Here is a 23,360-nt window from a genome sequence, read left to right as displayed (position 1 = left end):
CAGCCAGACGCGGGCTCAGCCTCATGCTGTGCATCGAATCCCTTTGCTTGCTAATCAGATTCGATAACTGGGCGAGACTATGATCGAAGTCAAACGAGGCCTGGATCTCCCCATCGCGGGGACACCTGAACAGCGTATCGAGGATGCGCGGCCGGTGCGCCACGTGGCCGTCCTGGGCTCCGATTACGTCGGCATGAAGCCGACCATGGAGGTTCGGGAAGGGGACCGGGTGAAGCTTGGCCAGCTCTTGTTCACCGACAAGAAGATCCCCGGCGTGCGCTTTACCGCGCCGGCGGCCGGTGAAGTGGTCGCAATCAACCGTGGCGAGAAGCGTCGTCTGTTGTCAGTGGTGATCAAGGTTGACGACCAGGACGAGCAGGTCGCGTTCACCGCGCATGGTGCCTCTGCGCTGGACACTCTGGAGCGTCAGACGGTGGTCGACCAGCTGGTCGAGTCCGGCCTGTGGACCGCGCTGCGTACCCGGCCCTATTCCCGTACGCCGGCGCTCGACGCGCAGCCGACGAACATCTTCGTGACGGCGATCGACACCCACCCGCTGGCGGCCGACCCGACGCTGGTGATCAACGAGCAGCCCGAGGCGTTCAGCCAGGGGCTCAAGGTGCTCAAGCGGCTCACCGAAGGGCGGGTCTTTCTGTGCCATGCGCCCGATGCCAACCTGCCTGGCGGTGACGTCGCCGGCGTTCAGGCGGAGAGCTTCAAGGGCGTGCATCCCGCCGGGCTGGTCGGTACCCACATTCATCACCTGTCCCCGGTCAGCCTGACCCGCCAGGTCTGGCATGTCGGCTATCAGGACGTGATCGCCATCGGCAAGCTGTTTGCCGAGGGGGTTCTCGACACGCGTCGCGTGGTGGCCATCGGCGGGCCGCTGGCCACCCGCCCGCGGCTGGTGCGCACGCGCCTGGGGGCAAGCTTTCGCGAACTGCTCGACGGCGAGATCGGCGAGGCCGACAGCGATCCCCGCATCATTTCCGGTTCGGTGTTCGGCGGCAATATCGCCGAGGGTGCACTGAGCTACCTGGGACGCTTCCATCAGCAGGTCAGCCTGCTCGAAGAGGGCAACAAGCGGGCCTTCCTGGGCTGGCTGTCGCCGGGTCGCAACAAGCACTCGGTGCTCGGTATCTACATCTCGCGGTTTGCGGGACTCGACAGGTTCGCGCCAACGACGACCACCAACGGCTCCGAGCGCGCCATGGTGCCGGTGGGTTCCTACGAGACGGTCATGCCGCTGGATATCCTGCCGACCCAGTTGCTGCGGTCGCTGATCGTCGGCGACATCGAAATGGCGATGCAGCTCGGCTGTCTCGAGCTGGATGAGGAAGACCTCGCGCTGTGCACCTACGTGTGCCCGGGCAAGTACGAGTACGGTCCCATCCTGCGCGACAATCTCACCACGATCGAGAAAGAGGCTTGATGATGGGGATCCGACAGACACTCGACAATCTCGAGCCGCACTTCCACAAGGGGGGCAAGTACGAGAAGTTCTATGCCCTCTACGAGGCGGTGGACACGATCTTCTACTCGCCGCCCGACGTGACGCGGACGACGGCCCACGTGCGTGACGGCATCGATCTCAAGCGGATCATGATCACGGTGTGGTTCTGCACCTTCCCGGCGATGTTCTTCGGCATGTACAACGCCGGGCTGCAGGCCAACCTGGCGATCGCCGACGGCTACAGCGCGCTGGGCGGCTGGCGCGAAGCCGTCACCATGACCCTGGCCGGCGGCAACGATCCGGGCAGCATCTGGGCCGATTTCGTGCTCGGTGCGACCTACTTCCTGCCCATCTACCTGGTCACCTTCGTGGTCGGCGGGTTCTGGGAAGTGCTGTTCGCGGTCAAGCGCGGTCACGAGGTCAACGAAGGCTTCTTCGTCACCTCGGTGCTCTACGCCCTGATCCTGCCGGCGACGATCCCGTTGTGGCAGGTGGCGCTGGGGATCACCTTCGGCGTGGTGATCGGCAAGGAGATCTTCGGCGGCACCGGCAAGAACTTCCTCAACCCGGCGCTCACCGGGCGGGCGTTTCTGTATTTCGCCTATCCGGCGCAGATCTCGGGCGACTCGGTATGGGTCGCGGCCGACGGGTATACCGGGGCGACCGCGCTTTCCACCGCCTATTCCGATGGCATGGACGCGCTGCATCAGCAGCTGAGCTGGCTCGATGCCTTCTTCGGTTTCATGCCCGGCTCGGTCGGCGAGGTCTCGACCCTGGCCATTCTGATCGGCGCCGCCGTGTTGCTGTGGACCCGCATCGCCTCCTGGCGAATCATGCTGGGTACCTTCCTCGGCATGGTCGCCACCAGCGCGCTGTTCAACCTGGTCGGCTCCGAGACCAATCCCATGTTCGCCATGCCCTGGTACTGGCACCTGGTCATCGGCGGTTTCGCCTTCGGCATGGTGTTCATGGCCACCGATCCGGTCTCGGCCTCGATGACCGACAAGGGCAAGCTGGTATTCGGTGCCTTGATCGGGGTGATGACGGTGCTGATCCGTGTGGTCAATCCGGCCTTTCCCGAAGGCATCATGCTGGCGATCCTGTTCGCCAACCTGTTCGCCCCGTTGATCGACCATTTCGTCGTGCAGGCCAATATCAAGCGTCGCCAGAAGCGTGAGACCGCTGGCGCGATGAGCAAGGAGACCGCCTGATGGCCAGTAACAACTCCATCAAGAAGACACTCACGGTCGCGTTCGCGCTGTGCATCGTCTGTTCGGTGGTCGTGTCGACGGCGGCCGTGGTGCTGCGTCCCACGCAGCAGCAGAATCAGGAGCTCGACCGCAAGTCGAACATCCTTCAGGTAGCCGAGCTCTACGAGCCGGGTGTCGACGTCAACGAAAGGTTCGCCGAGGCGATCACCGCGCGGGTGGTCGACCTGCAAAACGGCGAGTATGCCGAGGACAAGAACGCCGAGACCTTCAACCAGTTCGAAGCCGCCAAGGACCCCGCTCAGTCGCGGACCCTGTCGGGCGCCGAGGACATGGCGGGTATCGGGCGCCGGGAAGACTACGCTACGGTGTATCTGGTCGGCGACCCGGACAATCCCGACAAGATCATCCTGCCGGTTCGCGGGCAGGGGCTGTGGTCGTTGATGTCGGGCTATCTGGCGCTGAAGGGAGACGGCAATACCGTGGTCGGCCTGTCGTTCTACGATCAGGGCGAGACGCCGGGGCTTGGCGGCGAGGTCGACAACCCCGACTGGAAGGCCCTCTGGGATGGCAAGAAGATCTATCCCGAGGGCGAGATGGATCCCGCCATCCGCCTGGTCAAGGGGGGCGTGGGTCCCCAAACGCCGGAGGCCGAGTACAAGGTCGACGCCCTGTCCGGTGCGACGCTGACCAGCAACGGTGTGACCAATCTGCTGCAATTCTGGCTGAGTGACGCCGGCTTCGCCGAGTACTTGGCCCGTTTCCGCGACACGACGCAAGGAGCGTAAGCCATGGCTGCCTATACGCCCAAAGGCGTGCTGACCACGCCGATCTTCAAGAACAACCCGATCGCGCTGCAGATCCTGGGGATCTGTTCCGCGCTGGCGGTCACCAACTCCATGAACACCTCGCTGGTCATGGGGCTGGCGGTCATTGCCGTTACCGCCTTCTCGAGTTTCTTCGTTTCACTGATTCGCAATCATATCCCGTCGGCGATCCGCATCATCGTGCAGATGACGATCATCGCCTCGCTGGTCATCGTCGTCGACCAGGTGCTCAAGGCCTACGCCTACGAGATATCCAAGCAGCTCTCGGTCTTCGTCGGCCTGATCATCACCAACTGCATCGTCATGGGGCGCGCCGAGGCCTTCGCCATGCAGAACACCCCGGTGATGAGCTTTCTCGACGGCGTCGGCAACGGGCTGGGCTATGCCGTGATCCTGCTCATCGTGGGCTTCTTCCGCGAGCTGTTCGGGTCCGGCTCGGTGTTCGGCATGACCATTCTGCAGACCACCAGCGATGGCGGCTGGTACGTCACCAATGGTCTGATGCTGCTGCCGCCCTCGGCGTTCTTCGTCATCGGTCTGATCATCTGGGCACTGCGCAGTCTCAACCCCGAGCAGGTCGAGGAGAACGAGTTCAAGATCACGACCAACACCAAGGCCAAGGAGGCAGTGTAAATGTTCGAACATTACCTGAGCCTGTTCATCAAGGCCGTGTTCGTCGAGAACATGGCGCTGGCGTTCTTCCTGGGCATGTGTACCTTCATGGCGGTGTCGAAGAAGGTCTCCTCGGCGATCGGGCTGGGCATCGCCGTGGTCGTGGTGCTGGCCATCACCGTGCCGGTCAACAACCTGATCCTGCATTATCTGCTGCGGGAAGGGGCGTTGACCTGGACCGGCATCGAGGGTGCCGAGAACATCGACCTGTCGTTCCTCGGGCTGCTCAGCTATATCGGCGTGATCGCGGCGATCGTGCAGATCCTCGAGATGTTCCTCGACAAGTTCGTGCCCGCGCTCTACAACGCGCTGGGCGTGTTCCTGCCGCTGATCACGGTGAACTGCGCGATCCTCGGTGCCTCGCTGTTCATGGTCCAGCGCGACTACAGCTTCGGCGAGTCGGTGATCTATGGCTTCGGTGCGGGCGCCGGCTGGGCGCTGGCCATCGCCGCCCTGGCGGGTATCCGCGAGAAGCTCAAGTACAGCGATGTGCCGGCCGGCCTGCGCGGGCTGGGGATCACCTTCATCACCGTGGGCCTGATGTCGCTGGGCTTCATGTCCTTTTCCGGCATCCAGCTGTAAGTACAACGAGATATAGGAATTCGACATGGTCGATACATCGATTATCGTGCTCGGCGTGGTCATGTTCACCGTGGTCGTCATCGGCCTGGTGGCGATCATCCTGGCCGCGCGCAGCCGCCTGGTGAGCAGCGGCGACGTGACGATCCAGATCAACGAGGACCCCGACAACACCCTGACGACGCAGGCCGGCGGCAAGCTGCTGCAGACACTGGCATCGAACGGCATCTTCCTGTCTTCCGCCTGCGGCGGCGGCGGGTCCTGCGCCCAGTGCAAGTGCCGGGTCACCGAGGGCGGCGGCTCGATCCTGCCGACCGAGGAGTCGCACTTCACCATGGGCGAGAAGAAGGAGGGCTGGCGGCTCTCCTGCCAGGTGCCGGTCAAGCAGGACATGCGCATCGAGGTCCCCGAAGAGGTCTTCGGCGTCAAGAAGTGGGAATGCGAGGTCATCGAGAATCCCAACGTCGCGACCTTCATCAAGGAGCTCAACCTCAGGCTGCCGGAGGGCGAGAACGTCGATTTCCGTGCCGGCGGGTACGTTCAGCTGGTCGCACCGCCCTACGACATCAAGTTCTCCGACTTCGACATCGAAGAGGAGTACCGGGGCGACTGGGAGAAGTTCAATCTCTTCAACGTCTCGCACAAGAACGACGAGGAAGTCATCCGCGCCTACTCGATGGCCAACTACCCGGAAGAGAAGGGCATCCTCAAGTTCAATATCCGGATCGCCACGCCGCCGCCCAACTCCAGCCATCCGCCGGGCCTGATGTCGACCTACGTCTTCAGTCTCAAGCCGGGCGACAAGGTCACGGTGATGGGGCCGTTCGGCGAGTTCTTCGCCAAGGACACCGATGCCGAGATGATCTTCGTCGGCGGTGGCGCCGGCATGGCGCCGATGCGCAGCCATATCTTCGATCAGCTCAAGCGCCTCGAATCCAAGCGCAAGATCTCGTTCTGGTACGGCGCGCGCTCCTGGCGCGAGACCTTCTACAACGACGAGTACGACCAGCTGGCCGAGGAGTTCGACAACTTCGAGTGGCATCTGGCGCTGTCGGATCCCCAGCCCGAGGACAACTGGGAGGGGCCCACCGGCTTCATCCACAACGTGCTCTACGAGAATTACCTCAAGGATCATCCCGCGCCCGAGGACTGCGAGTACTACATGTGCGGGCCGCCGATGATGAACGCGTCGGTGATCAAGATGCTCACCGACCTGGGCGTCGAGCCGGAAAACATCATGCTGGATGATTTCGGCGGATGATCCGAAGCCATCGTCGAACACCGACAGGGCCGCATGCGGCCCTGTTCTCGGTAGTGGCGACGATCGCGATGCTGGCGCTCGTGGCGGGTTGCCAGCGCGCACCACAGGTCGAGGCTCACCGCTTCGAGGGGCCGATCTTCGGTACCGGTTTTCACGTGACGGTCTATGCGGCACTCGACGAGGCAACGCTCGAGTCGCTCGATGCGGGTATCCGCAATCAGCTCGAGCATGTCGATGCCCTGATGTCGACCTATCGGGAAGACTCGGAGCTGTCGCGTTTCAACCGCTACCCGGTGGGCGTGCCGTTCTTTCTGTCGCCGGCCACGGCGGAGGTAGTGCGCGAAGCGCTGCGCATCGCCCGGCTGTCGGACGATGCCTTCGACGTCACCGTGGGCCCGGCGGTCAACCTGTGGGGGTTCGGTCCCGAGGGGCGGCCCGAGCAGGTGCCGGGCCCCGACGAGCTGGCCGCAGCGCTGGCCCGGGTGGATATCCATGCGCTCGTGCTCGACGGCGATACGCTGACCAAGCGCAAGCCCGTCTACGTCGATCTGTCGGGCATCGCCAAGGGCTACGGGACCGATCGCGTCGCCGACTATCTCGAGGAGCGCGGTATCGAGGACTACCTGGTGGAAGTCGGCGGCGAGATCCGTACGCAGGGTTCCAAGCCGGATGACGAGCCGTGGCGTATCGCGGTCGAGAAACCCGTCTCCAGTGAGCGCAGCGTGCAGCGTATCATCGATCTCGACAGCGCGGCCGTGGCCACTTCGGGCGATTATCGCAACTACTTCGAAAGCGACGGGGTTCGCTACTCGCACACCATCGACCCGCGTACCGGGCGGCCGATCACCAATCAGGTGGCCTCGGTGACGGTCATCGCCGAGCGCTGCGCCACCGCCGATGCACTGGCCACGGCATTCACGGTCATGGGCGAGCGCGCCGGGCTCGAGTTGGCCGAGCGCGAAAGCATTGCGGCGTATTTCATTGTCAGAAGCGGTGACGGATTCGAAACACGCATGAGTTCGACCTTCGCCCCCTATCTCGAGGGGGCCGAGACGGTCGGCGAGGAGAAAGGGTCATGACGCTATGGTTGATCGTGTTCACTGCCATGCTGTTGCTGGTCGCGGCGATGTCGATCGGGGTGATCCTCGGGCGCAAGCCGATCAGCGGCTCCTGTGGCGGGCTTAACAATCTGGGCCTCAAGGACGGCTGCGAGATCTGCGGCGGCAAGGACGAGGTCTGCGAGGAGGAAAACCGCAAGCGTGGGGTTCAGACACGTCGCAGTGCCGACAGCCAGCGCGGGCTCGACCTTGGCTACGACGCAACGCGACGTTGAACGACGCGGGGCAACGACCGCTCAGTAGAGGAGATGCGACAACCGATGGCAGTCCATAACTACGACGTGGTGGTGATCGGTACCGGTCCGGCCGGCGAAAGTGCGGCTATCAATGCCGCCAAGCATGGCAAGCGCGTGGCGGTGATCGAGAAGCAACCCGCGGTGGGCGGCAATTGCACGCACTGGGGGACGATTCCCTCCAAGGCGCTGCGTCACCAGGTCAAGCAGATCATGCAGTTCAATACCAACCGCATGTTCCGCGATATCGGTGAGCCGCGCTGGTTCTCGTTTCCCAGGGTACTAGAACGCTCGCGGGTGACCATCGACCAGCAGGTCGAGATGCGCACCACCTTCTATGCACGCAACCGGATCGACGTGTTCTTCGGCGTGGCGCGCTTCAAGGACGAGCACACCCTGGTGGTGCGCGACAACCACGAAGGCGCCGAGGAGTTGATCGCCCAGCGTATCGTGGTGGCCACCGGCTCGCGGCCCTACCGGCCGGGCGACGTCAACTTTCGCCATCCGCGGATCTACTGCTCGGACACGATCCTCGGCGTGTCGCACACCCCGCGGACATTGATCATCTACGGTGCGGGCGTCATCGGCTCCGAGTACGCCTCGATCTTCTCGGGTCTGGGGGTCAAGGTCGACCTGATCGATACCCGCGACCGGCTGCTGTCGTTCCTCGACGACGAGATCAGCGATGCGCTCTCCTACCACCTGCGCCAGCATGGCGTGCTGGTGCGCCACAACGAGGAGTACGAGAAGATCGAGGGCGACGAGGCGGGTGTGGTGGTGCATCTCAAGTCGGGCAAGAAGCTGCGCGCCGACGCCTTCCTGTGGGCCAACGGACGCACCGGCAACACCGACGAGCTGGGGCTCGAGAACATCGGGCTCGAGGCCAATGGCCGCGGCCAGCTGCAAGTCGACGAGCACTACCGCACGATGATTCCGCACATCTACGCGGTGGGCGACGTGATCGGCTGGCCGAGCCTGGCGAGTGCCGCCTACGATCAGGGACGCAGCGCCAGCGACGACTTTCTCGACGAGCCGTTCCGCTTTGTCGAAGACGTTCCCACCGGCATCTACACGATTCCCGAGATCAGCTCGGTCGGCAGGAACGAGCGCGAGCTCACCGAGGCCAGGGTGCCCTACGAGGTGGCCCAGGCGTTCTTCAAGGACACCGCCCGGGCACAGATCACCGGCGACACCGTGGGCATGCTCAAGATCCTGTTCCATCGTGACACCCTGGAGATACTGGGTATCCACTGTTTCGGCGACCAGGCCTCCGAGATCGTCCACATCGGCCAGGCGATCATGCAGCAGCCCGGCGAGGCCAACAGCCTCAAGTACTTCATCAACACCACCTTCAACTACCCGACCATGGCGGAGGCCTACCGGGTGGCGGCCCAGAACGGTTTGAACCGTCTCTTCTGACGCCCGGGGTGGCGCACTCGCGAAGCGTCGTTTCGATCATCGGACAGGAGTCTCGTCATGCGCAAGGAGCGCCGCACCGGCAGCAGTGACTGGATCTTCACCGTCGGTCACGAAGAGCTGGTCATCCACCAGCGCTATGAAGTCCTCAGCATCGTCAACGACTTCATGCTCGGCTTGTGGTTCACCCTGGGGAGCGTGTGCTTCTTCTTCGAGGGCGGTATCAAGACGCTGGGCATCTGGCTGTTCGTCATCGGCAGTGCCCAGCTATTGGTACGGCCGGTGATCCGCCTGCATCGCTACGTGCGCTTCAGGCATCTGCCCGATACCGACCACGACGCCTGAGGCTACGGGCTGCGGTAGCGGTAGACGCGCAGGCTGGGCAGGAAGACGTCGTTCTCGAGCCGCTCATCGCTGCGCCGTGCCCGGGTGCGCCCCTGCGGCGGGCGCGGCAGGGGGTCGTTGTGGTGGGGGAGGCGGCCATCGGGCGCCGGGATGAACAGCGGCAAGGGCAGATTCATGGCGCGCCGCTCGCGCCCATCGACCAGCGGCTCGGCGAAGAACAGGTTGGCGCGCATCACCGGCGCCTGACGCTGTACCTGGGCCAGGGGCTCGCCGTCGGGAATGCCGGCCAGATGCCTGAGCTGGATGCGCACATGGGCGGCCTCGCTGTCGAGTGCCAGCAGCTTCTGCTCGGCCTCGCGCACCGTGAGGCGCTTGATCGAACGCCCGCTGGTATACCAGGCCAGCCTCACCCGCGACAGCGGCGCATCGGCCACCGGAATGTGCCGCCAGCACTGCTTGAGGTGCAGACGGGCCAGGCCCTGGCCGCGCAGGTGGTCGTGCAGCGCCGGGTGGCGAAACGGCAAGACCGCCTTGATTTCCGGCACCAGGGCCGCCGCCTGCTGACGGATCTGGGCGAGCAGCGCGGCAAACTCGGCCTTGGCGTGGTTGACGCTCGCCACTGCCTCGAGCAGGGCCTCGTCGGCCGCGATGAGGGCGACATAGCTGCGCGTGGTGCGGCCATCCTGGCCATCCTGATACCAGAAGTCGAACAGTGCCCGGCGCAGCCAGTCGCTGCCGGGGTGCGGCTCCTCCAGGGCCCAGGCCTGGCGGGGTGCCCGGTCGTAGATGTCGACCAAGGCCTCGACGCACTCGATCATCCGGTCGAAGGCGGCTTCGAGTTCGGCGAGCAGGCGGTATTGCAATTCCATCTGGCGATCTCTCTTTATACCGTTATCTTTCGAGATATTAGAAGCTGGTATTGCTATTGTCACGCGCTTGCTGACTACAAAAGACGATAGTGCTCCGTGCCCGGAGCACTATCGCCACGGCTGGTCAGGCTTGGTCGGCCCGCGGGTCGCGACCGATCGGATGCGGCCTGCGCCGTGCCTTGGCCAGGTCTATCTGTTTCTGACGCTCGGCGGCGCGCGCGCGGGTCTTCTCGGACAGGGTGTCCCAGCAATGCGGGCAACTGACCCCCGGCTGGTATTTCTGTGAGGCGCGATCCTGCTCGGAAATCGGCCGGCGGCAGGCGTGGCACTGGTCGAACTCGCCCTCGCTGAGGTCGTGGCGCACGGTGACCCGGTTGTCGAAAACGAAGCAATCGCCCCGCCACAGCGATTGCCGTTCGGGAACCTGCTCCAGGTAGCTCAGGATACCCCCCTTGAGGTGATAGACCGACTCGAAGCCCTGGTCGAGCATGTAGCTCGAGGCCTTCTCGCAACGAATGCCGCCGGTACAGAACATCGCCACCTTCTTGTGCCGGGCGGGGTCGTAGTGGGCCTTGACGTACTCGGGGAATTCGCGGAAAGAGCGGGTCCGGGGATTGATCGCGCCCTCGAAGGAGCCGATCTCGACCTCGTAGTCGTTGCGGGTATCGAGGACCAGTACCTCGGGGTCGCTGATCAGCGCGTTCCACTCCTCGGGCTCGACGTAGGTGCCGACCTTGCGATTGGGATCGACCTGAGGCACGCCGAGGGTGACGATCTCGCGCTTGAGCTTGACCTTGGTGCGGTAGAAGGGATGGTCGTCGCAGTACGATTCCTTGTGCTCGATGTCATTGAAGCGCGCGTCGCGCTTGAGCCAGTCGAGCAGGGCGTCGATCCCGCCACGGGGTCCGGATACGGTGCCGTTGATGCCTTCTTCGGCGATCAGCAGGGTGCCCTTGACGTCGTTGCGCTTCATGACGTCGAGCAGCGGCTCGCGCAGGGCCTGGTAATCGGGCAACGCAACGAACTTGTAAAGCGCCGCCACGACGATGGATTGACTCATGTCGCTCTCCAGTGGGTCGTCCGCGTAAAGGACGGTCCGGATGATGGTTTCGGCCGCCGTCGAGGCGGCCGGGCGCCATTCTACGTCAAACCGCCGCGGCATGCAGTGCGACGGGGCGCCGCTGCGGGGCTTTCGCGGTTAGCGCATTGCAAGTGGTGCCGAGGCCTGTCCCTGGCGCTCAGTCGCGCTTCATAAACGCAGGTCAACGATCGCGGTAGCGGCGGGTCAGATCGCCATAGGCGTCGATCCGGCGATCGCGCAGGTAGGGCCACATGCGACGGACATGCTCGCTGCGGCTCATGTCGAGTTCGACCAGCAGGTTTTCCGGCTCTTCGCCGGCATGGGCGAGCAGCTCTCCCTGCGGCCCGCAGATGAAGCTGCCGCCCCAGAAGTGGATGCCCTCGGTGACGCCGCTGTGGTCGGGCTCGTCGCCGACCCGGTTGGCGACCAGCACCGGCAGGCCGTTGGCCACGCCATGGGCGCGCTGAACCAGCGTCCAGGCGTCCTTCTGGCGGCCCTTCTCGGGCAGGTCGTCGGGCGGATGCCAGCCGATCGCGGTGGGGTAGAGCAGCAGTTCGGCGCCGGCCAGCGCCATCAGGCGGGCGGCCTCGGGGTACCACTGGTCCCAGCACACCAGCACGCCGAGCCGGCCGACCGAGGTGTCGATCGGCTCGAAGCCCTGCGCGGCGTCGGCGTCGCCCGGCGTGAAATAGAACTTCTCGTAGAAGCCGGGATCGTCGGGAATGTGCATCTTGCGATAGAAGCCGACGCGTCCGTGATGCCGATCCATGACCACGGCGGTGTTGTGATAGACCCCCGCGGCGCGGCGCTCGAACAGCGAGCCGACCAGCACGATGTCGAGTTCGCGGGCGAGTTCCGCCAGCTGGGTGGCGGTGGGGCCGTCGAGCGGCTCGGCGAGGTCGAACAGCTCGGCGTCCTCGCTCTGACAGAAGTAATGGGTGGCATGGAGCTCCTGCAGCAGCACCAGCTCGGCGCCACGCTCGGCGAGTTCGCGGATGCCCGCTTCGCTGGCCTCCAGGCTGCGCGCCTTGTCCGGCCAGGCCTGCTGCTGGACCAGGCCCACCTTGAGGGTCTTTTCCATCTCAACGCTCCTCGTCGTCATGGGAGGGCCCGGTCCCGGCCAGGCTGCCTCGCGGAAGTTGCATGGTCAGGCAGTGTAGACTGCCGTGCTGGCGGATCACACTGCGGCAATCGATGGGCATCAGTGCGCGCTCGGGGAAGGCCTCGGCGAGCGCCGCCAGCGCCCGGGCATCGGCGGGGTCGGCGTAGACAGGCACCAGTACTGCGCCATTGATGATCAGGAAATTGGCGTAGGTCGCCGGCAGGCGGTGGCCGTCTTCGGGGTCGAAGCAGGGGCTGGGCCAGGGCAGGGGGATCAGCCGGTAGGGCTCGCCGTCGGCCCGGCGCAGCGCCTCGAGTTCCTCTTCCATGGCGCGCAGTTCGGCATAATGCGGGTCGGCCGGTTCGTCGCAGCGTACATAGGCGATGGTCTGCGGATCGCAGAAGCGCGCCATGGTATCGACATGGCTGTCGGTGTCGTCGCCCTCGAGATGGCCATGGCGCAGCCACAGCACCCGCTCGATGCCCAGCTCGTCGCGCAGTCGGGTCTCGACGTCCCGGCGATCGAGCCCGGGGTTGCGATTGGGGTTGAGCAGGCAGGCCTCGGTGGTCAGCAGCGTGCCCGCACCGTCGGTGTCGATGGCGCCGCCCTCCAGCACCAGGTCGCGCTTCTCGACGGGCGCGGCGAAGATGCCGGCGGCCTGAAGCCGTGACGTCAGCGCATTGTCGCGCTGTGCCGGGAACTTGCCGCCCCAGCCGGTGAAACGATAGTCGAGCAGCACCGGGAAACCGTCGCGTTCGATGGCTATCGGGCCATGATCGCGCGCCCAGCTGTCGTCACTGGGGGCCAGGGCGAACAGCAAGCGATCGGTATCCACCCCCAGGTGGCGGAAGGTCGTCAGCAGGCGTTGACGGGTGGCTTCGTCGGCGACGCTGATCAGCACGCGCTGATGGCGGGCGATCGCCACGACCATGGCTTCCAGCGTCGCCTCGATGCGCGGCAGAATCGGCGCCCAGTCGCTGCGCGCGCCGGGCCAGGTAAGCAGAATGGCATCCTGAGTGTGCCATTCGGGGAACAGACGCTGAGTCATGGGGTCTCCATGGGTGGCTATCGTACCGGGCGAGCCGCAAGCCGGGCGGCGGCATTTTAGTCGTCGCCGTGGGTGATGCAAGCCTTATCGAATGCGGCGGACGAAGCGTTGTCCCGGGTCGGCCGGCCCGGCGATGCGTCGTCGCGAAAAAAACCGTACCATGGGTCGCCTGCCGACAAGGAACCAATGTTGATGCTGGATCGCCTCCCCTTTCTGATCGGGCTGCGCTACGTGCGCGCCAAACGACGCAACCATTTCATATCATTCATCTCGATGACCTCGATGCTGGGCCTGATGCTGGGCGTGGCGGTTCTCATCCTGGTGCTGTCGGTGATGAACGGCTTCGACCACGAACTGCGTACCCGGGTGCTCGGCATGGTGCCGCATACGCGCATCGAGCAACCCCAGGGCATGAGCGACTGGAAGCCGCTGGCCGAACGCCTGACCCAGCGTGAGCATGTGCTCGCCGCGGCGCCCTACATCGAGCAGCAGGGCATGTTCTCGGTCGGCGGGCGCAACGAGGGCGGCCTGGTCTGGGGGGTCGACCCCGACTACGAGAAGCGCGTGTCGATCATCGCCCAGCACATGCCACAGGGCAGCCTGGACGATCTGACGCCCGGCGACTGGAATATCGTGCTCGGTGACCTGCTGGCGCGCAATCTGGGCGTGGGTGTCGGCGACCAGGTCACCCTGCTGGTGCCCGAGGCGTCGATCACGCCCGGGGGGGTCTTCCCGCGGCTCAAGCGCTTCACGGTCAGCGGCATCTTCAAGGTCGGCGCGGACATCGACGCGCGGCTGGCCTACGCCAATATCCAGGACATGCAGACCCTGGCGCGAATGGGCGACAACGTGGGGGGGCTGCGCCTCAAGCTCGACGACCTGTTCCTGGCCAGCGAGCTGACCCGCGATATCGTCCAGGAGCTGGGTTACGGCTACCGCGGCATCGACTGGACCTATACCCACGGCAACCTGTTCCAGGCGATCCAGATGGAGAAGCGCATGATCGGTCTGCTGCTGATGGTGATCGTCGCGGTGGCGGCGTTCAACATCGTCTCGACACTGGTCATGGTGGTCACCGACAAGCACGCCGACATCGCCATCCTGCGGACCATCGGCGCGACCCCGCGGACGATCATGGGGATCTTCATCGTCCAGGGGATGACGATCGGCCTGATCGGCATCGTCATCGGCGTGATCCTGGGCATCGTGCTGGCGCTGTCGGTGTCGGACATAATCGCCGGGTTCGAAGCGCTGACGGGGATCCAGTTCCTCGATCCCAACGTCTACTTCATCAGCTATCTGCCCTCGCAACTGCAGTGGAGCGACGTGGGCATCATCGTCGCGGCGGCCTTCGGCCTGAGCTTTCTGTCAACCCTGTATCCCGCCTGGCGGGCGGCGCGTGTCCAGCCGGCGGAGGTATTGCGCTATGAATGACGCATCTCGCTTTTCAGTTTCCGACGAGGCGGATACCCGCCAGGTCATGCTCGAATGCCAGGGACTGTCCCGCACGTACCGCGAAGGGCCGCAGGACGTCACCGTGCTCGACGGGCTCGAGCTCGAAGTGCGCGCCGGCGAGCGGGTGGCGGTGGTGGGCAGTTCCGGGTCGGGCAAGACCACGCTGCTCAATCTGCTCGGCGGGCTCGACCAGCCGAGCGGCGGTACGGTACATATCGCCGGCCAGGATCTGGCCGGGCTCGACGACGCCGAACTGGGGCGCTTCCGCAACCGGCATATCGGTTTCGTCTACCAGTTCCACCATCTTCTGGCCGAGTTCACCGCCCGCGAGAACGTCGCCCTGGCCTTGATCATCCGTGGCCTCAAGCGCAAGGCCGCCGAGGCGCGGGCCGGCGAGATACTCGACAAGGTGGGCATGGCGCCCCGCGCCGACCACAAGCCCGGTGAACTCTCCGGCGGGGAGCGCCAGCGGGTGGCGATCGCCCGGGCGCTGATAACCGACCCCAGCGTGATGCTGATGGACGAGCCCACCGGCAATCTCGACAAGACCACCGCCTCGAGTATCCTCGCGCTGATGGACGAGCTCGCCGCGACCGCCGCTTGCGCCTTCGTCGTGGTGACCCACGACACCGGGCTGGCGGCTCATCAGGATCGCGTGCTGCATCTCGACGGCGGGCGCCTGCAGCCGGCCGGCTAGCTCGACTCGTCGGGGCGCGCGCCGGCGTCGCGCGGCTGGGTCCGGTGGGTGGCCTGCCGCCGCCGGGCGCGACGCTTCCAACTGCGCGCCACGTGCCAGCGCCATATCAAGCGGATGACCAGATTGCTGAGAAGACCGACCACCACCGCCGCAACCAGCGAGCCGAGCATCAGCGGGGGCAGGATGTCGGCCATCTTGGCGGCGATCCAGTGGAGGTTGATCTGCTCGGGGACATGCCGCGCGGGGGTGTTCATCAGCCAGGCGCCGAGGCGATAGTTGGCATAGAAGATGAGCGGCATGGTCAACGGGTTGGTCAGCCAGACCAGGCCCACCGAGAGCGGCAGGTTGCAGCGCAGCAGCCAGGCGCCCAGCGCCGCGGCGACCATCTGGAAGGGGATCGGCAGCAGGGCGCAGAACAGCCCGACCATGAAGGCATTGCCCACCGAACGGCGGGTCAGCACCCAGAGCGTGGCATTACCGGTCAGGCCGCTCATGAAGCGCAGCGAGCGGTTGCGCTTCAGAACGTCCGGGTGGGGCATGTAGCGCTGTAGCAGGCGGCGCGGCATGGTCTCGCTCGCTGGCTCGGTTCCCGGCTATTATCCATAGTTGGTCAGCGTCCCGCCATGCTCGATCGCTTCGGGAGGTCCCACGCACAGATTCCGCCTTCTTCCCGTCCACCCGCCGCCCATGGGCCTGGCGCCGTCACTAGCCATCGCCGCCGTGCTCGGCGGCACGCTCGGCACGCTGGCGCAGCCCGGTCTCGTCGCCGGCCTGGCGCTGGCTTTGCTGGCGGCCCTGGCCATGCGCCGCTATCGCCTGGCGCTGCTGATAGGGGTACTGGCCCTGAGCGCCGGTCAGGTGCTGCTGGCACGTGGCGCGCAACTGCCGCAGGGGTTGTCGCGCGCGGACCTGGCGACCCGTGTCCGGATCCTCTCGCTCAGCGAGGAGGGCCGCCTGACGCGCCTGAGGCTGGCCATCGAGGGCTGCCGTCCGTTGGATGCCGCGCGGCCGAGCTGCGCGGCGCTCGACCGGGTGCGAGTCAGCTGGTACGACCCGCCGGCGCTGGCGGTGGACGATCGCTGGCGGCTGACGCTGCGCTTGCGACCGCCGGCCGGCTTCGCCAATCCGGACACATTCGATTACGGCGCCTGGCTGTGGCGCGAGGGTATCGACGCCACCGGCTACGTCCGCGATGCGCCGTCGCCGCAACGCCTGGCCATCGGCGAACCGGGCCTGCGTCAGGTGGCGCTCGACTATCTCGACCGGCACGTCGAGGACCCCCTGGCGCGGCGCTGGCTGGCGGCCCTGACGCTGGGCGCGGCCGGGCGTCTCGACAGCGCCGACTGGGAGCTGCTCAATGCCACCGGCACGACGCACGTCATGGTCATCTCGGGCCTGCACGTCGGCCTGGTGGCATCGCTGGTATTGTGGGTGTCGCGCGGCCTGGCGCGGCTGCTCACGCCGCGCCGCTGGCGGCTGGCGACAGGGCCCTGGTGGTGCGCCGCTGCGGCGGCGGTCGGCTATGCCGGGTTGGCGGGACTCGAGCCGCCCGCGCTACGGGCAATGATCATGGCCCTGGTGGGCCTCTGGGTGGCCAGCGGACGGCATGCGCCCGGCCCCTGGCAGGGCTGGTGGCTGGCCCTGGGAGTCATCGTGCTGTTCGATCCCTTGGCGCTGTGGCGCCCCGGGCTGTGGCTGTCGTTCGTCGCCGTGGGCCTGCTTATCCTGATCTGGCAGGGGCGCCCCCGGCCGCGCGGTGGGTACGGCTGGCTGCGGGCGCTGCTGCGCAGCCAGTGCCTGCTGGCACCGCTGATGGCGGCGGCGGTGTTGCTGGCCTTCGATCGGCTGGCGCCGGCGGCACCGCTGGTCAATCTGCTGGTCGTGCCGCTGGTGGGCAGCGTGCTGGTGCCGCTGGGGTTGGCCGGCTGGCTGCTGGCCTGGGCGCCGCCCCTGGCCGAGGGGATCTGGCAGCTGTTCGCGCTGCTGGCCCACGCGCTGCAGGCACTGCTGGTCTGGTGCGAGAGCGTGATGCCGATGTGGCAACCGCCGTCCTGGCAAGCCTGGCCGTGGGCCCTGGGGCTGGCTCTGCTGGCGGCATTGTGGGCGCTGCCCGGCGTGGCGCGCACGCCGCGCTGGGCCGGCAGCGTGGCGCTGTTGCTGCTGGGAACGACGCTGGCACCGCCGGGCATTGCAACCGGCACGCTGCGGGTGCGTGTCCAGGATGTCGGCCAGGGCCAGTTGCTGTCGCTGCGCACGGCCCACCACCGTCTGCTGTACGACACCGGGCCACGCTTCCGCTCGGGATTCATGCCGCTGACCACGCTCTGGCCGCCGGGCCAGTCCTTCGACGCGGTCATCGTCAGCCACGGTGACCGCGATCACTCGGGGGGCGTGCCGGCGTTGCGCGAGCTGCATCATGTCGCGCGCTGGTATGCTCCGGTCAGCGTGGCGCCGGGGGTGGACGTCCGGCCCTGTCGGGCGGGCAGCCACTGGCGTTGGGATGGGGTCGAGTTCCGCTTCCTCTGGCCGCCCGATGGGGTCGACCTGGCCGGGCGAACGACCAACGACCGCTCCTGCGTGCTGCTGGTCGAGGCCGGCGACCAGCGTCTGCTGGTCAGTGGCGATGCCGGGGCCGGGGTCGAGCGGCGCATTGCCGATGACCTGGCGGGCCCGGTCAGCGTGCTGGTGGCGGGGCACCACGGCAGTCGCAGCAGCTCGTCACCGAGCTGGGTCGCGGCCAGCCGGCCCCGGCATGTGGTATTCAGCGCGGGACGCGACAACCCGCACGGACACCCGGCGGCGAGTGTGGTGAGGCGCTTCCGGGCGGCCGGCAGCTGCCTGTGGAACACCGCCATCGACGGCGCCGTGACCTTCCGGCTGGGCGGCCATCCGGCGCAATCCGTGGCTGTCGAACGCGAACCGTCGGGCTGGGGCGGCGGTGTCGGAGGGCGCTGCCATACGGTAGAATCGCCGCACCGGGATGTCGTCGAGTAGGGGTAGCGTTCGGCCCCGTCTGATCTCGGTCCGTATCGAAAGACCCTCGAGAACGCTTTCTGGACAAGAGTGGGTTGGGTAAACGTGCTGAGCCCGGATAGACCGGCTGACGGGGAGAGGGGCTGAATGAACATGTACGACGCTTTATTGGCCGGCGGCTTGTTGATGCTCCCCATCGTGGGCTGCTCGCTGCTGGCGACGCTGATCATCCTCGAGCGGTTGTGGAGCCTGCGTGTTTCGCGGATCGCTCCACCACGCCTCGGCCAGGAAGTCTGCGAACTGATCCAGCAGGGCCAGGTCAACCTCTACTGGTTGGAGAGCCACTCGCCGCTCGGCGGCATACTCGCGGCGGGGCTGCGCAATGCCCGGTTGGGCCAGGATCAGGTGCGCGCCCGGCTGCAGGAAGCAGCGACCGCGGTGATCCACGACATGGAGCGCTTCCTCAGCCCGCTGGGCACGATCGCCTCGATCACCCCGTTGATCGGCCTGCTGGGCACGGTGGTGGGCATGATCCAGGTGTTCGCGGTGATCGTTTCCGCCGAGGGCGCCGAGCAGACCGCCGAACTCGCCGGCGGCATCTCCCAGGCGCTGGTGACCACCGCCGCGGGGCTGACCGTGGCGATTCCGGCCTTGATGTTTCACCGCTACTTCCAGCGCCGTGTCGAGGACATCACGGTGCGCATGGAAGAGCAGGCAGGGCAGGTGGTCGAGTTTCTCGCCCACCACGGCAGCGAGCTGACCCTGGCCGAGCGGCGCGACCCGCAGGGTGCCCGTGCATGAAGTTCGCCCGCCGTCACCGCGAGCCGGCGGAGGTCAACCTGACCCCGCTGATCGATGTGGTATTCCTGCTGTTGATTTTCTTCATGGTCTCGACCACCTTCGAGACCCGCGAGGCACTGGAATTGACGCTGCCCACCAGCGAAAGCGGCACGCCTGCCGACGCCTCGCCGGTGACCGTGGTGGTGACCCGCGACGGTGCCTATCGGCTGGATGGCCAGACCTTCGACGCCACCGAGGCGCTACGCCGGACGTTGGCCGGCCATGCCGCGGTGGCCCGCGAGCAGGGCCTGGTGATCGAAGCCGACGGTCAGGCCAGCCATGCGGCAGTGGTCGGGGCGCTCGACCAGGCGGCCGCGCTGGGTATCCAGCGGGTGCGCATCGCCACCCGCGCGCCGTCAGAACTTCTCAATCAAGCGGAGACGCCGTGACCCAAGCAACCAGTTGGACCCTCTATCGGCGCCTGCTCGGCTATGTGCGACCGTACTGGAAGTACTTTGCCACGGCGGTCGTGGGTTATGCGATCTACGCCGCCTCGAGCACCGCGCTGGCCGAGATGATGAAACGCCTGATCGACGGCATCCAGCACCCCGATGCCGATTTTCGGCTGTTCCTGCCGCTGTTCGTGGTCGGCATGTTCGCGCTGCGCGGGGTGGGGACCTTCCTCGGGACCTTCTACATGAGCAACGTGGCGCGCAACGTGGTGCACTCGCTGCGTTGCGGGGTCTTCAACCACATGCTTCACCTGCCCGGGCGCTTCTTCGATTCGCACTCGAGCGGGCACCTGATCTCGCGGGTCACCTATCACGTCGAACAGGTCACCGGCGCGGCGACCAACGCGATCACCATCATCCTCCGCGAAGGCCTGTTCGTGATCGGTCTGGTGGGCTACCTGCTGTGGACCAACTGGCTGCTGACCCTGCTGTTTCTCACCGTGACGCCGCTGATCGGCCTGGTGGTGCGTTATGCCAGCAAACGCTTCCGGCTCATTTCACGGCGCATCCAGCACTCGATGGGCGATGTGACTCACGTCGCCTCCGAGGCGTTGACCGGCTACAAGGTAATGCGCACCCACGGTGCAGAGGACTACGAGAAGCGCCGGTTCGCCGCCGCCAGCGCCTACAACCGCGATCAGAGCCTCAAGGAGGCGTTGACCAAGGCCACCAGCACGCCGATCATCCAGCTGTTGGTGGCGCTGGCGCTGGCCGGTCTGGTGTGGCTGGCGATGGCTCCCGACCTGATGGCCAGCATGACCCCCGGCGAGTTCGTCGCCTTCATCACCGCCGCCGCCCTGATGGCCAAGCCGATCAAGCAACTCACCGAGATCAACTCGGTGATCCAGAAGGGCCTGGCGGCGGCCAGTGAGCTGTTTCGTCTGCTCGAGGAGCCGACCGAGACCGACGAGGGGCAGCGCGAGCCCGACCGGATCGCCGGGCGGGTCGCTTTCGAGGACGTGCATTTCGCCTACGGCGAGGATCAGCCCGAGGTGCTCAAGGGGATCGATCTGCGCGTCGAGGCCGGCGAGATGATTGCCATCGTCGGCCGTTCGGGTAGCGGCAAGTCGACGCTGGTCAATCTGTTGCCGCGCTTCTACCGGCCGACCCGGGGGCGCGTGACGATCGACGACGTGGCCGTCGACGACTACCGGCTGTCGCCGCTGCGCCGCCAGATCGCGCTGGTCTCGCAGCAGGTGACGCTGTTCAACGCCACGGTCGCCGACAACATCGCCTACGGCGTGCCCGATGCCGACCGCGAGGCGGTCGAGGCAGCGGCGCGCGCGGCCTATGCCGACGAGTTCATCGCCCGCCTGCCGCAGGGCTACGACACCGTGGTCGGCGACAACGGGGTGATGCTCTCCGGCGGCCAGCGACAGCGTCTGGCGATCGCCCGGGCGATCTTCAAGGACGCGCCGCTGCTGGTGCTCGACGAGGCGACCTCGGCGCTGGACACCGAATCCGAGCGCTATATCCAGCGCGCGCTGGAAGAGGTCTGTCGTGGACGCACGACCTTCGTCATCGCCCACCGCCTGTCGACCATCGAGCGCGCCGATCGCATCCTGGTGATGGAGCAGGGGCAGATCGTCGAGAATGGCAGTCATGGCGAATTGCTCGAGCGCGATGGTGCCTACGCGGCTCTGTATCGGCTACAGTTTCAGGAGACGGCGGCATGAGCCGGCTGAGCGAGGCCTGGTACCGCGATGCCGCCTGGCTGCAGGCGCTGCGGCCGCTGGCGTGGCTCTATGGGCAGGCGGTCGGCGCCCGTCGGCGGGCCTATGCCACGGGGCGCAAGACCCAGTGGCGCTCGCCGGTGCCGGTGATCGTGGTCGGCAACCTGACCCTGGGTGGCACCGGCAAGTCGCCGTTGGTCGCCTGGCTGGCGCGCTGGCTGGCCGAACAGGGCTGGCAGCCGGGCATCGTCTCGCGGGGCTATGGCGGCGATGCGCCGCGCTATCCGCTGTACGTCAACGTCGACAGCGACGCCGCACAGAGCGGTGACGAGCCGTTGATGCTCGCCCAGCAGACGGGCCTGCCGGTGGTGGTCGACCCCGATCGCCCGCGCGGCGCCCGCAAGCTGATCGCCGCCGGTTGCGACATCGTGATCGCCGACGACGGCCTGCAGCATCTGGCGCTGGGCCGCGACATCGAACTGGTGGTGGTCGATGGCGCGCGCGGCTTCGGCAATGGCCGTTGCCTGCCGGCGGGGCCGTTGCGCGAGCCGTTGCAGCGACTGCAGACGGTCGATGCGATGGTGATCAACGGCGCTCCGACGGCGGCCCTGCCGGTCGAGGGTTACGGCATGACGCTGGCCCCGGCGCGCTGGCGTCATCTCACCGACGGGGTCTGCTATCCGGTCGAGCAGGTGCCGTTCGCCGGCCGTGTGCATGCGCTGGCGGGGATCGGCCATCCGCCGCGCTTCTTCGCCACCCTCGAGGCACTGGGCGTCGAACACGACGCTCATCCATTGCCCGACCACCATCGCTACACTGCCGGCGATCTGCGCTTTGCCGACAATCGTCCGGTGGTCATGACCGCCAAGGATGCCGTCAAGTGTCGGCGGTTCGCCAACGAGCGCTGCTGGGCGCTGGACGTCGAGGCCCGGCCGGATCCGACCTTCGTCGCCTGGCTGCGTGAACGGCTCGACCACCTACAACCCGCGACCTGCGAGGTAACTCATGGATAAGGAACTGCTGGCCATGCTGGTCTGTCCGCTTTGCCAGGGCAAGCTCAAGTACGACCGCGAGCGCGGCGAGCTCAAGTGCCATTTCGATGGCCTGGCGTACCCGATCCGCGACGATATCCCGGTGATGCTCCAGGAAGAGGCGCGTGTCATGGATGTCGACGAGAAGCTTCACAAGAGCGTCGGGCCCGGCGACCAGCAACCGGGGGAAACTCCGGGAGTCGGGCCGTGAGCCAGACCGTGAACGAAGCCGCCGAGCATTTCGTGGTGGTGATCCCGGCTCGCTACGGCTCCAGTCGCTTGCCGGGCAAGCCGTTGCTCGACATCGCCGGTCAGCCGATGGTGGTACGCGTCTGGCAGCAGGCGATCGCCAGCGGTGCGGCACGGGTCGTGGTGGCCACCGACGATGCGCGTATCCGCGGGGCGGTGGAAGCGGCCGGCGGCGAGGCGCTGATGACCCGCGACGACCACCCCTCGGGGACCGACCGGCTCGCCGAGGTCGCCGCGACGCTGGGGCTTTCCGACGCGACGATCGTGGTCAATGTGCAGGGCGACGAGCCGTTGCTGCCGCCCTCGGCCATCGCCCAGGTGGCGGTAAGGCTGGGCGACGACGCCGAGGCCTCGATCGCCACGCTGGCCGAGCCGATCAGCGACATCGAGACGCTGTTCAATCCCAACGTGGTCAAGGTGGTGCGTGACATCCACGGCCGGGCGCTGTACTTCTCGCGGGCGCCGATCCCCTGGGACCGCGAGCAGTTCGCCGCGCGGCCCGATGCCCTGGCGACCGATGCCTGGCTGCGTCACATCGGATTGTACGCCTACCGCGCCGGCTTTCTGGCCGATTACGTCGACTGGCTGCCGAGCCCGCTGGAGCAACTGGAGCAGCTCGAGCAGTTGCGCGCCCTGCACCATGGCCGGCATATCCAGGTCGGTCTGGCGCGCCAGGCCCACCCGGCGGGCGTCGACAGCGCCGAGGATCTCGCGCGCGTCCGCGAGTACTTTTCCCGCTAGTCGTCTTTGATTCCTTCGCAATGTACCGAGAGGCTTC

24 protein-coding genes are annotated in these 23,360 nt (G+C 66.4%); 19 read left to right on the top strand and 5 right to left on the bottom strand.

All coding sequences use genetic code 11. The features are described 5' to 3' along the window. Positions 1 to 79 precede the first annotated feature (79 nt). The 10 genes from HR9077_RS11170 to HR9077_RS11125 all read left to right on the top strand — a co-directional run bounded on the left by HR9077_RS11170 (position 80) and on the right by HR9077_RS11125 (position 9,112). Complete coding sequence (locus HR9077_RS11170) at positions 80 to 1,432, top strand: Na(+)-translocating NADH-quinone reductase subunit A (RefSeq protein ID WP_136067074.1); 1,353 nt, start codon at positions 80 to 82, stop codon at positions 1,430 to 1,432. Continuing rightward, positions 1,432 to 2,664 carry an NADH:ubiquinone reductase (Na(+)-transporting) subunit B gene (locus tag HR9077_RS11165; RefSeq protein WP_136067073.1) on the top strand — a complete coding sequence of 411 codons (1,233 nt, stop codon included), beginning with the start codon at positions 1,432 to 1,434 and terminating at the stop codon, positions 2,662 to 2,664. Before HR9077_RS11170 ends, HR9077_RS11165 begins: the two co-directional genes overlap by 1 nt. Beyond that, positions 2,661 to 3,449 carry a Na(+)-translocating NADH-quinone reductase subunit C gene (locus HR9077_RS11160; protein WP_136067072.1) on the top strand — a complete coding sequence of 263 codons (789 nt, stop codon included), beginning with the start codon at positions 2,661 to 2,663 and terminating at the stop codon, positions 3,447 to 3,449. The genes HR9077_RS11165 and HR9077_RS11160 overlap by 4 nt, the downstream gene beginning before the upstream one ends. A gap of 3 nt (positions 3,450 to 3,452) precedes the next feature. Next, complete coding sequence (locus tag HR9077_RS11155; protein ID WP_136067071.1) at positions 3,453 to 4,121, top strand: NADH:ubiquinone reductase (Na(+)-transporting) subunit D; 669 nt, start codon at positions 3,453 to 3,455, stop codon at positions 4,119 to 4,121. Beyond that, a complete protein-coding gene (gene nqrE, locus HR9077_RS11150) occupies positions 4,122 to 4,742 on the top strand; it encodes an NADH:ubiquinone reductase (Na(+)-transporting) subunit E (protein ID WP_136067070.1) in 621 nt (206 codons plus the stop codon). It abuts the gene before it with no gap. A gap of 25 nt (positions 4,743 to 4,767) precedes the next feature. Next, positions 4,768 to 6,000 (top strand): NADH:ubiquinone reductase (Na(+)-transporting) subunit F, encoded by a 1,233-nt coding sequence (nqrF, locus tag HR9077_RS11145; protein ID WP_136067069.1) that lies wholly within the window; start codon positions 4,768 to 4,770, stop codon positions 5,998 to 6,000. A gap of 68 nt (positions 6,001 to 6,068) precedes the next feature. Further along, positions 6,069 to 7,079, top strand: a complete 1,011-nt coding sequence (locus tag HR9077_RS11140) for an FAD:protein FMN transferase (protein WP_244613158.1) — start codon at positions 6,069 to 6,071, stop codon at positions 7,077 to 7,079. Further along, the gene (gene nqrM / locus HR9077_RS11135; protein ID WP_136067067.1) at positions 7,076 to 7,333 is read left to right on the top strand and encodes a (Na+)-NQR maturation NqrM; all 258 of its coding nucleotides are present in this window, start codon (positions 7,076 to 7,078) and stop codon (positions 7,331 to 7,333) included. Before HR9077_RS11140 ends, nqrM begins: the two co-directional genes overlap by 4 nt. A 45-nt stretch (positions 7,334 to 7,378) precedes the next feature. Beyond that, positions 7,379 to 8,770 (top strand): Si-specific NAD(P)(+) transhydrogenase, encoded by a 1,392-nt coding sequence (gene sthA / locus HR9077_RS11130; protein ID WP_136067066.1) that lies wholly within the window; start codon positions 7,379 to 7,381, stop codon positions 8,768 to 8,770. A gap of 57 nt (positions 8,771 to 8,827) precedes the next feature. Continuing rightward, complete coding sequence (locus HR9077_RS11125; RefSeq protein WP_136067065.1) at positions 8,828 to 9,112, top strand: YrhK family protein; 285 nt, start codon at positions 8,828 to 8,830, stop codon at positions 9,110 to 9,112. A gap of 2 nt (positions 9,113 to 9,114) precedes the next feature. Here the strand turns inward: HR9077_RS11125 and HR9077_RS11120 are convergent, their stop codons facing one another. From HR9077_RS11120 to HR9077_RS11105, 4 genes are all read right to left on the bottom strand, one after another. Then, positions 9,115 to 9,981: a DNA replication terminus site-binding protein gene (locus HR9077_RS11120; protein ID WP_136067064.1), complete on the bottom strand. Its 867-nt coding sequence runs from the start codon at positions 9,979 to 9,981 to the stop codon at positions 9,115 to 9,117. Between the two features lie 124 nt (positions 9,982 to 10,105). Beyond that, on the bottom strand, positions 10,106 to 11,041 hold the full coding sequence (gene trhO, locus HR9077_RS11115) for an oxygen-dependent tRNA uridine(34) hydroxylase TrhO (protein ID WP_136067063.1): 936 nt from the start codon (positions 11,039 to 11,041) through the stop codon (positions 10,106 to 10,108). 202 nt (positions 11,042 to 11,243) lie between these two features. Then, positions 11,244 to 12,143, bottom strand: a complete 900-nt coding sequence (locus HR9077_RS11110) for a carbon-nitrogen hydrolase (RefSeq protein WP_136067062.1) — start codon at positions 12,141 to 12,143, stop codon at positions 11,244 to 11,246. A gap of 1 nt (position 12,144) precedes the next feature. Continuing rightward, positions 12,145 to 13,212 carry an agmatine deiminase family protein gene (locus HR9077_RS11105; RefSeq protein ID WP_136067061.1) on the bottom strand — a complete coding sequence of 356 codons (1,068 nt, stop codon included), beginning with the start codon at positions 13,210 to 13,212 and terminating at the stop codon, positions 12,145 to 12,147. A gap of 192 nt (positions 13,213 to 13,404) precedes the next feature. Here HR9077_RS11105 and HR9077_RS11100 point away from each other — a divergent pair, with 192 nt between their 5' ends. Together HR9077_RS11100 and HR9077_RS11095 are read left to right on the top strand one after the other, a co-directional pair. Continuing rightward, positions 13,405 to 14,646: a lipoprotein-releasing ABC transporter permease subunit gene (locus HR9077_RS11100; protein WP_136067060.1), complete on the top strand. Its 1,242-nt coding sequence runs from the start codon at positions 13,405 to 13,407 to the stop codon at positions 14,644 to 14,646. Beyond that, on the top strand, positions 14,639 to 15,364 hold the full coding sequence (locus HR9077_RS11095; RefSeq protein WP_168380933.1) for an ABC transporter ATP-binding protein: 726 nt from the start codon (positions 14,639 to 14,641) through the stop codon (positions 15,362 to 15,364). The genes HR9077_RS11100 and HR9077_RS11095 overlap by 8 nt, the downstream gene beginning before the upstream one ends. Here the strand turns inward: HR9077_RS11095 and HR9077_RS11090 are convergent. Beyond that, a complete protein-coding gene (locus tag HR9077_RS11090; protein ID WP_136067059.1) occupies positions 15,361 to 15,930 on the bottom strand; it encodes a DUF2062 domain-containing protein in 570 nt (189 codons plus the stop codon). The two genes, HR9077_RS11095 and HR9077_RS11090, sit on opposite strands and share 4 nt — an antisense overlap. Before the next feature lie 121 nt (positions 15,931 to 16,051). On the opposite strand from HR9077_RS11090, the gene HR9077_RS11085 reads away from it, so the two are divergent. From HR9077_RS11085 to kdsB, 7 genes are all read left to right on the top strand, one after another. After that, entirely contained in the window at positions 16,052 to 18,358 is a 2,307-nt protein-coding gene (locus HR9077_RS11085) for a DNA internalization-related competence protein ComEC/Rec2 (RefSeq protein WP_136067058.1), read from the top strand. Positions 18,359 to 18,484: 126 nt separating this feature from the next. Continuing rightward, positions 18,485 to 19,138, top strand: coding sequence for a MotA/TolQ/ExbB proton channel family protein (locus HR9077_RS11080; protein ID WP_244613157.1), 654 nt, complete (start codon positions 18,485 to 18,487; stop codon positions 19,136 to 19,138). After that, a complete protein-coding gene (locus HR9077_RS11075; RefSeq protein WP_136067057.1) occupies positions 19,135 to 19,566 on the top strand; it encodes an ExbD/TolR family protein in 432 nt (143 codons plus the stop codon). The genes HR9077_RS11080 and HR9077_RS11075 overlap by 4 nt, the downstream gene beginning before the upstream one ends. Then, positions 19,563 to 21,305 (top strand): lipid A export permease/ATP-binding protein MsbA, encoded by a 1,743-nt coding sequence (gene msbA / locus HR9077_RS11070; protein WP_136067056.1) that lies wholly within the window; start codon positions 19,563 to 19,565, stop codon positions 21,303 to 21,305. The genes HR9077_RS11075 and msbA overlap by 4 nt, the downstream gene beginning before the upstream one ends. Continuing rightward, positions 21,302 to 22,315, top strand: a complete 1,014-nt coding sequence (lpxK, locus tag HR9077_RS11065; RefSeq protein ID WP_136067055.1) for a tetraacyldisaccharide 4'-kinase — start codon at positions 21,302 to 21,304, stop codon at positions 22,313 to 22,315. The genes msbA and lpxK overlap by 4 nt, the downstream gene beginning before the upstream one ends. Then, complete coding sequence (locus tag HR9077_RS11060; RefSeq protein WP_136067054.1) at positions 22,308 to 22,544, top strand: Trm112 family protein; 237 nt, start codon at positions 22,308 to 22,310, stop codon at positions 22,542 to 22,544. The genes lpxK and HR9077_RS11060 overlap by 8 nt, the downstream gene beginning before the upstream one ends. Further along, the gene (gene kdsB / locus HR9077_RS11055) at positions 22,541 to 23,323 is read left to right on the top strand and encodes a 3-deoxy-manno-octulosonate cytidylyltransferase (protein WP_136067053.1); all 783 of its coding nucleotides are present in this window, start codon (positions 22,541 to 22,543) and stop codon (positions 23,321 to 23,323) included. The genes HR9077_RS11060 and kdsB overlap by 4 nt, the downstream gene beginning before the upstream one ends. Positions 23,324 to 23,360: the final 37 nt, after the last annotated feature.

The sequence above is a fragment of the Modicisalibacter radicis genome (genome assembly GCF_900961225.1).
Lineage (GTDB): Bacteria > Pseudomonadota > Gammaproteobacteria > Pseudomonadales > Halomonadaceae > Modicisalibacter.
Note: the sequence above shows the minus strand (reverse complement) of the source record. Positions and strands in the feature narration are given on the sequence as shown.

Coding starts and splice junctions, on each gene's coding strand:
- HR9077_RS11165 (WP_136067073.1), top strand. CDS start 1,432: ATGATGGGGATCCGACAGACACTCGACAATCTCGAGCCGCACTTCCAC.
- HR9077_RS11110 (WP_136067062.1), bottom strand. CDS start 12,143: ATGGAAAAGACCCTCAAGGTGGGCCTGGTCCAGCAGCAGGCCTGGCCG.
- HR9077_RS11095 (WP_168380933.1), top strand. CDS start 14,639: ATGAATGACGCATCTCGCTTTTCAGTTTCCGACGAGGCGGATACCCGC.
- HR9077_RS11100 (WP_136067060.1), top strand. CDS start 13,405: ATGCTGGATCGCCTCCCCTTTCTGATCGGGCTGCGCTACGTGCGCGCC.
- HR9077_RS11155 (WP_136067071.1), top strand. CDS start 3,453: ATGGCTGCCTATACGCCCAAAGGCGTGCTGACCACGCCGATCTTCAAG.
- nqrE (WP_136067070.1), top strand. CDS start 4,122: ATGTTCGAACATTACCTGAGCCTGTTCATCAAGGCCGTGTTCGTCGAG.
- HR9077_RS11075 (WP_136067057.1), top strand. CDS start 19,135: ATGAAGTTCGCCCGCCGTCACCGCGAGCCGGCGGAGGTCAACCTGACC.
- HR9077_RS11105 (WP_136067061.1), bottom strand. CDS start 13,212: ATGACTCAGCGTCTGTTCCCCGAATGGCACACTCAGGATGCCATTCTG.
- HR9077_RS11090 (WP_136067059.1), bottom strand. CDS start 15,930: ATGCCGCGCCGCCTGCTACAGCGCTACATGCCCCACCCGGACGTTCTG.
- HR9077_RS11170 (WP_136067074.1), top strand. CDS start 80: ATGATCGAAGTCAAACGAGGCCTGGATCTCCCCATCGCGGGGACACCT.
- nqrF (WP_136067069.1), top strand. CDS start 4,768: ATGGTCGATACATCGATTATCGTGCTCGGCGTGGTCATGTTCACCGTG.
- HR9077_RS11060 (WP_136067054.1), top strand. CDS start 22,308: ATGGATAAGGAACTGCTGGCCATGCTGGTCTGTCCGCTTTGCCAGGGC.
- HR9077_RS11125 (WP_136067065.1), top strand. CDS start 8,828: ATGCGCAAGGAGCGCCGCACCGGCAGCAGTGACTGGATCTTCACCGTC.
- trhO (WP_136067063.1), bottom strand. CDS start 11,041: ATGAGTCAATCCATCGTCGTGGCGGCGCTTTACAAGTTCGTTGCGTTG.
- HR9077_RS11085 (WP_136067058.1), top strand. CDS start 16,052: ATGGGCCTGGCGCCGTCACTAGCCATCGCCGCCGTGCTCGGCGGCACG.
- HR9077_RS11080 (WP_244613157.1), top strand. CDS start 18,485: ATGAACATGTACGACGCTTTATTGGCCGGCGGCTTGTTGATGCTCCCC.
- sthA (WP_136067066.1), top strand. CDS start 7,379: ATGGCAGTCCATAACTACGACGTGGTGGTGATCGGTACCGGTCCGGCC.
- HR9077_RS11120 (WP_136067064.1), bottom strand. CDS start 9,981: ATGGAATTGCAATACCGCCTGCTCGCCGAACTCGAAGCCGCCTTCGAC.
- HR9077_RS11140 (WP_244613158.1), top strand. CDS start 6,069: ATGCTGGCGCTCGTGGCGGGTTGCCAGCGCGCACCACAGGTCGAGGCT.
- nqrM (WP_136067067.1), top strand. CDS start 7,076: ATGACGCTATGGTTGATCGTGTTCACTGCCATGCTGTTGCTGGTCGCG.
- lpxK (WP_136067055.1), top strand. CDS start 21,302: ATGAGCCGGCTGAGCGAGGCCTGGTACCGCGATGCCGCCTGGCTGCAG.